At 70.8% G+C, this 12,947-nt stretch carries 5 protein-coding genes; 2 read left to right on the top strand and 3 right to left on the bottom strand.

The features are described 5' to 3' along the window. Window positions 1-68 precede the first annotated feature (68 nt). The 3 genes from AB0J71_RS42840 to AB0J71_RS42850 all read right to left on the bottom strand — a co-directional run bounded on the left by AB0J71_RS42840 (window position 69) and on the right by AB0J71_RS42850 (window position 11,738). A complete protein-coding gene (locus tag AB0J71_RS42840) occupies window positions 69-374 on the bottom strand; it encodes a hypothetical protein (protein WP_364419868.1) in 306 nt (101 codons plus the stop codon). Next, entirely contained in the window at window positions 374-7,231 is a 6,858-nt protein-coding gene (locus AB0J71_RS42845; RefSeq protein ID WP_364419870.1) for a polymorphic toxin-type HINT domain-containing protein, read from the bottom strand. The genes AB0J71_RS42840 and AB0J71_RS42845 overlap by 1 nt, the downstream gene beginning before the upstream one ends. A gap of 76 nt (window positions 7,232-7,307) precedes the next feature. Further along, a complete protein-coding gene (locus AB0J71_RS42850; protein WP_364419872.1) occupies window positions 7,308-11,738 on the bottom strand; it encodes a LamG-like jellyroll fold domain-containing protein in 4,431 nt (1,476 codons plus the stop codon). Window positions 11,739-11,928: 190 nt separating this feature from the next. Between AB0J71_RS42850 and rraA the strand changes: the two genes are divergently transcribed. Next, window positions 11,929-12,399, top strand: a complete 471-nt coding sequence (rraA, locus tag AB0J71_RS42855) for a ribonuclease E activity regulator RraA (protein ID WP_352329849.1) — start codon at window positions 11,929-11,931, stop codon at window positions 12,397-12,399. Window positions 12,400-12,476: 77 nt separating this feature from the next. Next, window positions 12,477-12,788, top strand: coding sequence for an EthD family reductase (locus tag AB0J71_RS42860; RefSeq protein ID WP_352329850.1), 312 nt, complete (start codon window positions 12,477-12,479; stop codon window positions 12,786-12,788). The last annotated feature ends 159 nt before the right edge of the window (window positions 12,789-12,947 follow it).

Raw genomic sequence — 12,947 nt, forward strand, 5'->3', positions numbered from 1 at the left:
ACGATTCCCGGTACCCGAGACCGGCTTCACGGGGGTGAAGCCGGTCTCTCCGGCGTACTGGGCGGGCACTAATCCACGTAGCCCTTTCTGCCATGGTCGATGCGCACTGCGGAGATGATGTCCGCCTCGACGGATATGACGACCCAGTAATCCTTCCGGCAGTTCTCGCACTCGACATAGCCGGCGCCTTCGAAGTAGCCCCCTTCGGGGCGCGCCGAGGGAAAACGCAGGCCCTTCGCCCCCCACTCGACACGGTCTCCCACCCGGTAAGGCCGCAGTTCGAGGAGCCCGAACTGGAATTCCGCCTCGGCCTCGCCGGTATGTCCGCACCTGGGGCACGTCTCCGTGAAGGACAGCAGGTTGTAGCTGCTCACTAGGGCATCACCCTACGGAGGGGCACCCCCGGGAGCCGGAGGGTCTGGGTGACGAAGTTGGTCAGGTTTCGCTCCATCGTCACTGCTGTCATACCGCTGGCGGCCGCGAAGCCCACCAACGCGGCGTCACCCCGTCCCTTCGCTCCTACCACGGCATTGAAGGCCGCCCGGAACTCCGCGGAGGAGGCCCACGCCTCGGCCTGCTGACCGGTGATCGTCTGGATGTTGTTCTCCTCGAGGAAACGACGCCTCGCGTTCAGCCCATTGGTGACATTGAGGAATTCGTGCCGCTGGTTCGGCGTGATGTACACCGTCGAGGCGTTCTGGATCTCGGCCAACGCCTGTGTGTGGCCCCCCATCGCCTTCACCATGAGGTCGTTGTCGGCGATGATTCCGCAGTTGTGAACGAGGACCGAGGTGTCCCCGGTCACCACATAGTACGTGTGGAGGTCGGCGACGGTGAGGTTGTGGACGCGGGCTTGGGCTGTCCATGCCCTGACCGCCTTGATCTGGACGTAGGTGCCGGCGGCCGTACGGAGGAGTTGGCCGGGACGTAAATCCTTGGCCTCGCGCCAGCTGCCCGCGTCCGCCACCCAGAAGGGGTGGCCGTCGGTGGCGATGATGTCACGGGTGTTGCCGCCGCCACTGTCCACGGTGACGGTGACCAGGTTCTTGGGGCCCTCACCGGCGATGGTGGCGGTGATCTCCTTGGCCTCGGTACGACCGGTCTCAGGGTCGGTGGCCATGACCTTGTCGCCGGGTTTCAGCTGGTCGATGCGTTTGGTCAGGCCGCCGGCGAGCAGGACCTTGGTTCCCGGGACGAAACTGTTGGACAAGGGACAGGAGCCGCCCGCCGACGGATTCTTGCTGCGTTTAGCCACGCGGGCGAGGAGCCCGTCCAGGGCGGCGATCTTCTTGTTGATGTCGTCGATCTTGGCGTCGATGGCCTCGATGGCGCGGCGGGCCGCCGTGATGATGCCCTGGACCTTTTTGTAGATCTTGATGCCCATCCGGACCCTGGTGGCCAGTTTCCAGATCAGGCCGCCGATCTTCTTGGCCGGCACGAATTCCAGGATCAGGCTGACGCAACTGCCGACGCTGCCGCCTAAACAGCCTTTTATGTCATCTATTTTCAGGAAATCTTTGATGAATCCGATGCCTGCGGCCTTCAAGGCTTCGAGCACCGCGTTCCGTTTGGCGATCTGCTGTTGTTGCTGCCGCTCGTTCTGTTGCGAGTCGCGGGCGTTGCCGAGATTCTTCCTGGCTCCGCCCGGATCGCAGGGGCCCTCGCATTCGGGGTTGTCGTAGTCCCCGGGCGCGCAGGGCGGCGCGATGGAGTGGAAGCAGCCGACGCCGGTGCAGCAGGGTTTCCGGCCCGTGGGGTCGGCCAGGGTGGGGGGATTGTTGTTGGCGTAGTTGTAGCCGTTCATCTGCTGGGAGTCGCCCATCTGGATGAGGGGGTCGACGGAGATGAAGCGGCCGGTGAGCGGGTCGTAGCTGCGGGCCCCGAGCGTGGTCAGGTCGGTGCTGGTGTCGTTGATGCCGCCGACGAATCCGCGCTGGTGGTCCTGGGGCCAGGCGCCCTGGCTGCCGCGCAGGGCGCCGAAGGGGGTGTAGCGGCGCTGGCTGAGGGCGCCGGTCTCGGCGTTGATGGCCAGTTCGGCGGTGCCGTGGTGGTCGCCGAGGACGTAGGTGACCCCGGTGGTGGTCCGCATGGCGTTGCCGACGAAGCGCCTGGCCGTGGGGCTGGTGGCCCCCTTGACCAGGTGCACCTCCAGGCCGGGCAGGTACAGGGTGGTGCCGTCCTTGTCGCGCCGGATGAGCCGCTCGCCGTCGGCGGTGTAGAGGAAGCGGGTCTCGCCCTTCTTGTCGTCGTTGACCTTGACGAGCTCGCCTTCGGCGTCCCAGGTCAGCGTCTGGTTGCTCGCCTGGGTGCGGCGCTCGACGGTGTTGCCGGAGGCGTCGTAGGCGAAGGAGGCGGCGCCGGGGACCGTCGTGAGGCGGTGGGCCTTGGCCGGGTCGTAGACGTAGGTCCGGTCCGACTGCTGGACGCCGCCCGCCGGGCCGGCGCCGTAGAGGGACTCGCTGCGGCGGTTGCCCGTGTCGTCGTAGGTGTAGGCGGCGCGGTAGGGGGCCGGGCCGCCGACGGTGGCGTTCGCGCCGGTGGCGGCGCAGGCCGCGTCGCCGTCCTGGGTCCAGGCCTCCGACAGGCGGGACAGCTCGTCGTAGCGGAAGCACTGGTTGTCGACGCCGTCGCGGGAGGTGTCCTTGATCTGGGTGATGTTCCCGGCGGGCTGGTAGGCGTACTGGGTGCTGCGGTCGGTGCCGGCCATGCCGAAGTGCCAGGTGGTGGCCTTGGCCAGGCGGCCGGTGCCGAACTCGTAGTCGAAGGTCTGGTCGATCTGCTTGCCGTCGCCGCCGGACTGCATGCGCAGGCCGATGACCCGGCCGGTCTTGGTGTAGTCGGTGCCGACGAGGTACGTCGACAGCTGGGACTTGGTGGAGACCAGGCGGCCGAGGTCGTCGTAGGTGTAGGCGATGTTCTCGGCGGGCAGCCCGCCGACGGCGGGGCTGCTGCTCGCGGCGACGCTGCCGTCGAGGTTGTAGCTGGTGTCGAAGACGTACCCCTGGGCGGGCGCCAGGCCGCCCTCGACGGCGGGCAGGACCACCCGGCTGCGCTGCGGGCGGTCCAGGTTGTCGTACGCCTCCACCTGCGTGGTGTACCGGTCGGTGCCGACGATGCGGGTGGAGCTGGTGAGCTGGCCCTTGCGGACGGTGTCGTACACCCACTCGGCGATCTTGGTGCCGGGCGACGACGTGGTGGCGTCGTACTTGGCGACCATGCGGTCGAGCCCGTCGTACTCGATGCCGATCTTCTGGTTGCGGGCGTCGGTCGTCAGGACCGGCCGGTCGAGGTTGTCGTAGGCGGTCTTCTCGACGCCGCGGTCGGGGTCGTTCGACTGCACCCGGCGGCCGAGCAGGTCGTAGCTGTAGGACCAGACCTGGTTGCCGGGGCCGGTCACCGACTCCTGCTGGCCGCGGTGGTTGTAGGCGAACTTGGTGACGACCGGCCCGGCGGCCGTCTGCTGCTGGATCTCACGGGTACGCCCGTGCACGTCGGTGTAGGTGGTGACCGGGGTGCCGCCGGACGGGGGCACGACCTTGGTCCAGTCGCCGCCGTACTCGTAACGGGTGTTCCACAGCTCGTTGACGTCGCCGTCGCTGTTGCCGGACAGCAGCCGTTCGGCGAGCAGCCGCCCGCGGCCGTCGTAGGTGTTCCACAGCTGCGACTCCACCGCGCCCACGGTGGCCACCCCGAACCGCTTGGGCTCGGGGTCGCCGTCGGCGTAGTAGGGCGCGAAGGTGTAGTGCACCTGCCCGGCCCCGTTGTAGACGCTGTCGGAGACGATCCGGCCCCTGGTGTCGCCGTTCTTGCCGGGGGCCTGCGACTGCCTGGGCCGCAGCCACCCGTCGAACAGCGTGTACGACGTCTGCTGGCCGCCTTCGCCGGTCAGCGTCTTCGCGCCCACGGCCACGATAGCGCCGGCGTTGACGAGGTACTGGTACTCGTTGTCGGGCGTCATGCTGGTCGTGCGGCCCGGCCCCCAGACCTTCGAGGTGCGGCCCAGCGCGTCCCGCTGCGCGACGGTCACCTTTCCGGCCGCGTTGGTCTCCCGCGTCGCCAGGCCCCACGCCGGGTCGAGCACCCGGGTCGTGACCATGGCCGAGTCGGGGTCGTCGGCGCGGGCCCGCGGGGTGGTGGTGACCACCTGCGTGGTGACGCCGTGCGCCTCGGTGTAGTCGGTGGAGGTGGTCAGCCCGGCGGCGTCGGCGACGGTCTTGGGGCGTCCCAGGTCGTCGTAGGTCGACCGGGCGATCACCTGGTAGCCGGTGATCGCGGTCGCCGAGGCGGCGTTCCCGCGTTCGGTCCTGGTCACGTCGCCGTGCACGGGCGCGGCCTTGAACGCCTTGTCGTCGTAGTAGGTGCGCGCGTCGGCGATCAGGTCGGTGAGCAGGTTCGGCGTGTCGGCGCAGCGGCGGGCCACCGTGGTCACCCGGGCCGGCAGGCGCAGCACCCGCGCCCCGTCGGCGGTCAGCTCGGTCCTGGTGCACTCCTCGTCGCCGGCGACGCCCACCTCGCCCTCGTCGTCGGTGGTGAGCGCGGCGCCGGTGGTCAGGTCGAACTCGGTCACGGTCGAGCGGGTCTGCTGCCAGGACAGGCCGACCAGGCCGAAGGTGCGGGTGGACCTGGTGCCGGTCAGGTTGGCGGTGATCGTGCCCCACGGGCGGGACCTGGAGGCCGTCTGGTGGTACCACGGCGTGCTGATCGACTTGCTCACCGGCACGCCGCCGGCCTTGTCGTAGGTCACGGTGCGCAGGGTGGTGCCGTGCAGGGACTCGTGGTCGGTGTACGTGCCGCCCTCGCCGTCGTCCACGGTGACGGTCTTGGTGCCGCCGGAGACCGACGCGCGGTCGCCGTTCATGCCCTGGAAGTACCAGTAGTCGGTCTGGGACGGCGTGCCGCCGCTGGCCGCGCTGGTGGCCCCGCCGATCACCCGGACCTTGTCGAAGCCGCGCCAGTTCGACCAGGTCTTGAACTTCTCCGGCGTGATGCCGTCGTCGTCGGCGTAGTGCCAGGCGGGCTTGCCGATGCTGTAGTCGTAGCGGGTGACCATGTCCGAGCCGCCGCCGGTCAGGTCGGTCTGGATCAGCTCGCGGACGACGTACTTGTGGAACCAGTCCAGGCTCGGGTCGGCGCCGCCGTTGGAGTTCTGCCAGAACGTCGGGAAGCACAGCCGCCGGTTGCTCGCCGGTTGCGGCACGTCGGAGGGGCTGCAGTCCATCTCCGAGTACGTGACGTCGAGCTTGCCGCCGGTCTCGTTCTGGATCGAGGCCACCCGCTCCTTGACGAACGGGCCGACGTCGTCGCCGAGCTTGTCCACCCGGTTGGCCAGCTGCTGGTAGACGAAGCTCACCGGCGGCATGGTGACCGGCGCCGCACCGGCGTGCCCGGTGTGGACGATGTCGGTGAGCTTGAGCTGCCGGTCCACGTCGGCCACGCCCCACAGGTGCTTGAACTCCCAGGAGTCCACGTCGCGGTGGCCGGTGCCCGCCGCGTTGACGACCTTGGTGGTGACCTTCGTCAGGCGCTTGCGGGTCCAGAAGCTCGGCGAGGCCGTGCCCTTGCCGTCCTTGCACTCGGTGCCCTCGTCGCAGTTCATGTCCCAGGGCACGTCCGGCCAGCGGACCGGATGGGCGGAGATGTCGGCGCACTCGGCCGCGGTCAGCAGGCAGCGCTCGGCGTTGGTGAAGTCGACCCGGGCGGGCGGCGTGGCCGGGAACAGGTCGCCGGTGCGCAGGCCGTACTGGATGGAGGTGAGGTAGCCGCCGCGGTCGTAGGCGGTGTCGTCGGCGGCGCGCAGGTTGCGGCCGTAGCGGTTCTGCTCCTTGGCGTAGTAGAAGGTCACCGCGTTGCCGTGGGTGTCCTCGATGTAGTCGAGGTTCCACCGCCAGGTCTGACGGCACCAGGAGTCCTTGAAGGCGTCCTTGTGGCACGGTTCGCCGGCGTCGTCGCCGAACACCGGGACGTCCCAGGCGGAGTTCGTCTGGGGTTTGCCGGAGGTCCAGCCCGGCAGGCGGTTCTTGCCGAAGTAGTACTGGGTGCCGTCGGCGGTGGTCACGCGCCAGTATTCGTTGTCCTCGTCGCCGTTGGCGGTGTCGGCGGCGGTGCCGGTGAGGCGCTGGACCCGGGTGCCGTCGTCCCTGGCCAGGACCCAGGTGTCGGGGCCGGTCGGGACGAGCTCGCCGCCCGATCCGCCGAGGGCGAGCGTGGCGTTGTCGTAGGCCCAGCACTGGTCCATCGGCTCGACCTGGTAGGTCGGGTCCTTGGGGACGCCGTCGTCCTTGCAGGACTTGTACTTGCGCTCGATGTACCCGGGCGACAGCTCGAAGCCGTCGCCGAGCCAGGACGCCTGGTTGTTGGTGGTCGCGGTGCGCCCGTCGATGGAGGCCGCGGAGTAGTTGACCACCAGGTTCGGCACCAGCCCGCCCGGCACCGGGGGCACCCGCAGCGGGTAGGACCAGGTGAAGTCGCCCGTCTGCGGGCTGACCTGCCAGGTCGCCGACGGCGACAGCGAGGTGACGCCGAAGTCGCCCTTGTCCCCCGACGTCCCGGAGGTGACGGCCAGCACCATCGGCTCGGCAGCGAGGTCGACGTCGGCGCTGAGCGTCCTGGTCGCGGTGTCGTTGCGGCCCTTCAGCGGCACGGCCCGGCGGCACTCGGCCTTGTCCGGGCTGGTCAGGGCACATGCGGGCAGGGCCGCCAGGCGCACCCGGGAACCGAAGCCGCCTCCGTAGGCTTCGGCGAAGGGGGCGTAGTCCACCTTCATCGTGACCTTGCCCGGCGGTCCCGACGTGCGGGCCGCGGTGAAGATCGGGCCGCCGACCCCCGCGCGCTGCGAGGCCGCGCGGTCGTGGGTCTGGATGCGCACCCGCCCGGCGGCGGAGGCGGCGTCGGCGGGCGTCGCGGACAGCGCGCCCGCCTTTCCGGCGGGTGCGGCGGGCGGGGCGGACGCTGTGGCGGCGGCCAGGTCCACCTCGGCCGTGCCGGGCGCGGGCCAGGCCGCCACGGGGTCGGGGGCCTTCGGCTCGGTGATGCGTGGTTTCACCGCGGCGGGCCGGCCGGGCACGACCCGTTCCCGGTCGACGGGCTTGGGCCGGTTTCGCTCGGCGGCGGCGCTCGCGGAGGGGAGCGTCGCGGGCACGACCATCAGGCCGACCGTGAGCAGCAGCGTGAGGGCCGCGCGGAGCAGCCGGGACCAGGAAGAGCGACGTCGGCGTGCGGCATGGACGCGCATGCCGTACCTCCCAGGGAAGAGAGCGGAAGCGGCAGCAGGGACGGCGGGGGCGCCGGCGCGGCGCCCCCGCACCGGGTCAGTCGGGGGTGTTGTCGTTGAGCGCGTCCTCGGAGACGACCGACATCTCCGACCACAGGGCCAGCAGGTCGATCAGGCTCTCGTCGGCGGGGCCGCGCAGCACCCACACGTCGTCGACGTGGCCCGACCAGTTCAGGCCCGTCCCGCCACGGCCGAGCTGGGCCGAGGTGATGGGGCCCGACAGGGCGACGTCGTTGCGGTAGGACTTGACCTCGGCCTCCGGAGCCGCTTCGAGGGTGCCGTTCACCCAGAACTCCAGCGTCTTCTCCCGGGCCCGGTAGACGATCGCCAGGTGGTCCCAGTCGCCGAACCCGGTGTGGAAGGCGGGGTGTTCCACGGCGGCGCCGCCGGGGATCTCCACGACGTACCGGCCGGTCTCGCCCATGTCCGGGTCGCCGCGGGCGGGGTCGAACTTCACCGTCAGCGCGCTGCCGGTGGCCATGGGCAGGTTCAGCAGGGTCATCGCCTTGCGCGCCTGGCCGCTGGTCTCCACCCAGGCCGAGAGTGTGAAGCTCTCCCGCGGATCGAGCACGGCCGACTCGACGGCCGCGTAGTCGCCGGTCGCGCCCGGCAGGCGCAGGGAGCCGGGCACGACGCTGTTGCTCATGGGGGTCCTGGCCACGAAGCGGGCCGCGCCGTACAGCTTGACGGGGGTTCTGGGCGCCTCGCCGCTGTCGTCGGGGACGTTGTTGAGGTGCCACTTGTGCGTCACCGTCAGCATCTCCTTGGACAGCGCCGCCGCCTCCTCGACGCTGACGACCCGGTCGTAGACGCGGACGTCGTCGATCTTGCCGGGGAAGTGGTCGAGCGGCTGGGCGCCCCACAGGACCCGGCCGATGGTGAGCGGGCCGTTGGCCGCCCAGGCGCTGGTGTAGTCCATCTCGGTGCCGGGCTCGCCGTTGACGTAGATGCGCACCTTCTTGGCCACCGAGTCGAAGACGCCCATCAGGTGCGTCCATTCGCCGGGTCTGGCCTGTTTCGCCGACCACGCGCTGGCCGAGGCCGCCGAGGTCGAGTCGGCGTTCATGCGCCAGAACACCCATTTGCGGTTCGGCGCGTCGTAGCGCAGGCAGAAGCCGGACACGTTGCCGCCGTCCTGGGCCAGCACGGTGGCGTAGGACGAGGGCAGGACGTCCGGCAGCTTCGCCCACGCCGTCACCGTGAAGCTCTTGGTGGTGTCCAGCACCGCGGCGTCGGTACGGGCGTAGGCGGTGGTGCCGTTGCCGGCCATCGCCGTGCCGCGGGAACCGGCCACGCCGAGCTGCGGCGTGCCCGCGGTACGGGCCGGGTAGCGGCCGCCGGTCTCCGCCAGGGTGGTGGCGCCGGCCGGGTCGTTGAGCTTCCAGTGGGCCTTCGGCCCGCGGCCGGGCGCGACCCGGAACCGGTAGACGGCCGAGCCCTTGGAGTAGTTGCCCGCCTGGTCCTTGACGCGGACGTAGAGGCTGTTGCTGCCGACGACCTTGGGCAGGATCTGCACCGTCTCGGTGGCGCTGCCGGCGGTCCTCTTGCGGAACTGGGCGGGGTCGTCGTTGACCGCGTAGGCCCACTCGGTCACCGACGGGTCGAAGGTGATGACGAACCGGCCGTAGCGGCCCATGCCGTCCTGCGGCGTCTGCGCCGGGTCGAGGGGGTTCTCCGCGACGTACCCGTCGGCGCCGGACGAGGTGATCACCGGCAGCGGCGGCGCCTTGGTGTCGAAGACGAAGTAGCAGGCGGTCGCCGCCCCGGCCGAGCTCCACGGCCCCTTGCCCTTGCGGCTGTCCTGGGCGCGGACCTGCCAGTTGACGACGGTGTTCTCCGGCAGCAGCCCGCGCGGCACCTGCGCCATGAAGCTGTTGCCCGCCTTGCCGGACCTGGCGCTCTTGGCCGGCGTGAGGTACCGCCATTCCTTGTTCTGGCCGGCGGCGTTCTTCCACGACACCAGGAACTCGGCCTGCACCTTGTCGGCCGTGCGGTTGTAGGTGTCGGGGTCGCGGAGGTTCTTGGCGATCAGCTTCGGCGTGGACCAGTTGAACACCGACGGGTTGCCCGGCCCCTTGCACGGGCCGCCCGGCTCCATCTCCAGCTGGCTCATCTTCGGCTGCAGCGGCGGCCGGTTGTAGTGCACCCGCAGGTAGGCGCGCGACTCGAACCGCTTCCAGCCGAGCTGGTCGCCCTCGTCGGCGGCGCGCAGGCCGAACGTGGTGTCCCGCCAGCCCTTCTGCGCCGCCTCCTTGACGCCCGAGGTCACGTTGAACAGCACGTCACCGGCCGGGCAGGACTTGGCGGCGCAGCCCGACCACCCCTTGGCCACGTTGCGGCTGTCCAGCTTGCGCAGCCAGTTGTCGGAGGTGGAGTTCCAGGTGGAGTGCTTGCCGAACGCCTTGGCCAGGTGGATGTTGACCGGCCGCTTGCTGCCCGAGGCGGCCCACACCTCCCGTACGTGGAACTCGGCGGACAGGACCTGCTTGCCGGCCAGCCAGCCGGTGGGGACGCGGTAGAACAGCCGCTTCTTGTGCGGGGAGCCGCAGCTCTTGCCGCTGGAGGGCAGGCCGATCGGGCATCGGCCCATGCCCTGGTCCTTGGTGAAGTTGTAGATCTCGAACCCGCTGCTGGCCACCATGAGGTTCGCCGAGCTCATCGGCGTGCGGTACATCGGGTCGATGTAGACGGGGAACGTCGTGTCGGCCGCGGCCAGCATGGCCGGGTCGGGGGTCAGCGTGAGCTGTCCCTGGCCCAGTTCGGTGCCGATCGTGGCGATCTTCGACGCGTCGCCGGGGGCGCCGTCCGTGGCGTAGGTGGTCGGCGGGTCGACGGGGCCGTCCTCGCCCACCATGCCCGTGCCCGCCGCGGGGGGCGCGGGCGCCGAGTCCCACATGACGGGCCTGGGCGCCTCGAAGATCACCGCGCCGTTGTCGGGGTCGACCGCCTCCTGCGTGCCGTCGGCGCCGGTGCTCACCGTCAGCGTCGGCGCGGACAGGCCGAGGGTCAGGCCGGCCAGCCGGGGGTCCTGCGCGGCGGCGGGGGTCTTCACCACCAGCGTGTGGGCGAGACCGTCCGCGGTGGCCCGCACGCGCAGGTCCACGTCCGGCCCGAGCGCGCCGGCGTACACGGCGGTGTCGCCGTCCAGGGTCGGCGTGGGCAGCGCGGTCGGCCAGGTCAGCGACATGGTGTGGCCGGAGCGGGTGAGCGTGGCCATCGGCCCCGTCCCGCCGGCCGACAGCCTGAGGTCCACCAGCGAGGAGTACGGCCGGACCGTCCCGTCCTGGAACCGCAGGCCGTTGTACAGGGGGACCCACGTGTCGCCCTGCTTCTTCCTGATCGGGGCGAGCCGGTCGTTGACGTACATCGTGCCTTCGGGGGTGGCGTACACCTCGCGCGTCTCGCCCCGCTCGGCCAGCACCTCCACCAGTTGCCCCGTGGCCTCGGCGGCGGCCAGCGCCTCGGCCTCGGTCGGCTTGGGATCGGTGGAGACGGTCCACTTCTGCTCGGTCAGCGAGACGTTGTCCAGGAAGGCCGTCAGCGCGCCCTGGCCGCCGAGCTGGAAGGTGAGCGCCGCCGTCGTGGTGTCGGCGGTGGAGTCGAAGGTGTAGGAGAAGTGTTGCGGCTGGTCCGGCAGCTCCACGTCCGTGGCGAAGATCTCCGGGCAGGTCTCGACGTCCTCGCAGAGCACGGCCCTGATGGTCGCCGCGGCACTGGCGTGGGCGTCGAAGGAGAGCGTGTAGGTCTTCTTGGCCTGCAGCGTGCGCCCGAGCTGGCGCAGGTGGGCCTGCCCCGGTTCGGTGGTGCCGTCGGCCACGGTGACCTTGAGCACGCCGTTCTCGACCGCCGTCGTGATCGGCCCGGCGGCCTCCCATGACGCGGCGTCCGTGGTGAACTCCCCGTTGAGCAGCAGCTTCTTGCTGAACGAGCCCCGTCCGTAGAAGGCGACCTTCTGGTACGTCCAGCCTTCGGCGAGGGCGCGTGCCTTCTCCGCCTCGCCGATCGCGTACCGGTGGGAGGGGCCCTTGACGAGCTGGTGGACCGGGAGCAGCCCGTCCCCGCCCGCGGCCTGCGCGTGGAAGCGCACGCCCTCGTCCACGTAGCCCTGCGCGACGGCCTGGTCGCGCTCGCTCTGGTCGATGGTGAAGATGCGGTCGCCGCCCGCCTTGCGCAGGCCGGTGACCGGGGACAGCCCGGTCACCGCCTCGCGCGAGACGTGCAGCACCTGCCCCTCAGGGGTGTAACCCCATTTCGTCACCGCGCTGTCGTACTCCGTCTCCCAGGAGGTGAACAGCGTGTTGTCGGTGCCGGTGGTGCCCCGTAGCCGGAACAGGGGTTTGACCATCCACGCGGTGGCGGCGTCCACCGCTTCGGCGACCGCCTGCGGCGGCGTCCACACCGTGCCGGCCAGGCCGCCCACGGCGAGCGACGCCGCTGCCAGGACGGCCGTCCACCTTCGTAACCCCATGCGTACTCCCCTGGTACACGATCGCGTGGCGTGCGTTCCGCCACAGCATCGATCGGCCCGGGCCGCCGGGGTAGGGCGCGGCCGCCGGTTGGGAAAACGTGGGAAACGCTTCCCGCCCGGGCCGACGCCCGGCGGGCCGCGCGTGGCAGCATGAACGCGACCGCTGACACCCCCGCCGGGAAGGGCCCCCATGAACACCGCGGACCTGTACGACGAGCGCGGCGACGAGCTCGACTCCTGCGACCTGCAGCTGCGCCAGTACGGCGGCCGCCGCGCCTTCCACGGCACGATCGCCACCGTGCGCTGCCACCAGGACAACGCCCTGCTCAAGGCGGTCCTGTCGGAGCCGGGCGAGGGCCGGGTCCTGGTGGTGGACGGCGGCGGCTCGCTGCACGCCGCGCTGATGGGCGACATGATCGCGGGCGCGGCGGTGGCGGCCGGATGGGCGGGCGTGGTGATCCACGGCGCCGTCCGGGACGTGACGGCGCTGCGCGAGCTCGACCTCGGCGTGAAGGCCCTGGGTTCCAACCCCCGCAAGAGCGGCAAGACGGGCGCGGGCGAGCGGGACGTGCCGGTGACGTTCGGCGGCGTCACGTTCTCGCCGGGGGCCGAGCTGTTCAGCGACGACGACGGGATCCTGGTCACCCGCGTACCGGTCTGACGTCGCCGTCCGGCGGCCTTCCACGGGGACGCCGGGGTGTGGTTTCGTGACAGGACATCACGATCCGGAGGCGGACCATGGCATTCCAGCTCATCGTTCTCTACCACCACCCCGAGGACGTCGCGGCCTTCGACCGGCACTACGACGAGATCCACGCGCCCCTGGCGGCCAAGCTTCCGGGCCTGCGGGCCTACACCGTCCAGCGGCCGGTGGCCGGTGGCGGGCAGCGGCCCGCCTACCACCTGGTCGCGGTGCTGACCTGGGACGACGAGCAGTCGTTCCTCGCGGCGATGAGCAGCGAGGAGGGGCAGGCGGCGGTCGCCGACGTGGGCGAGTTCGCCGGGTCGGGGGTCACGATGACGACGGGGCCGTCAGGTTCGGTGCTCTGAACACGCGTGAAGGGCGTCCCCCGCGGGGAACGCCCTTCACTTCGCGCGCGTGTGTTACTTCTTGACCGACAGCGGGGCCGTGCCGGTGTCCTGCTGACGCCAGGCACCCGTGTCGAACGCCACCGGAGCCGCCTTGCGGCCCACACCGTCACCCCACTT

The sequence above is a fragment of the Nonomuraea sp. NPDC049637 genome (assembly GCF_040675235.1).
Taxonomy (GTDB): Bacteria; Actinomycetota; Actinomycetes; order Streptosporangiales; family Streptosporangiaceae; genus Nonomuraea.

What these genes read in the sequence shown, in the direction of transcription:
- AB0J71_RS42845 (WP_364419870.1), bottom strand. Translation starts at nt 7,231, where the DNA reads ATGCGCGTCCATGCCGCACGCCGACGTCGCTCTTCCTGGTCCCGGCTG.
- AB0J71_RS42850 (WP_364419872.1), bottom strand. Translation starts at nt 11,738, where the DNA reads ATGGGGTTACGAAGGTGGACGGCCGTCCTGGCAGCGGCGTCGCTCGCC.
- rraA (WP_352329849.1), top strand. Translation starts at nt 11,929, where the DNA reads ATGAACACCGCGGACCTGTACGACGAGCGCGGCGACGAGCTCGACTCC.
- AB0J71_RS42860 (WP_352329850.1), top strand. Translation starts at nt 12,477, where the DNA reads ATGGCATTCCAGCTCATCGTTCTCTACCACCACCCCGAGGACGTCGCG.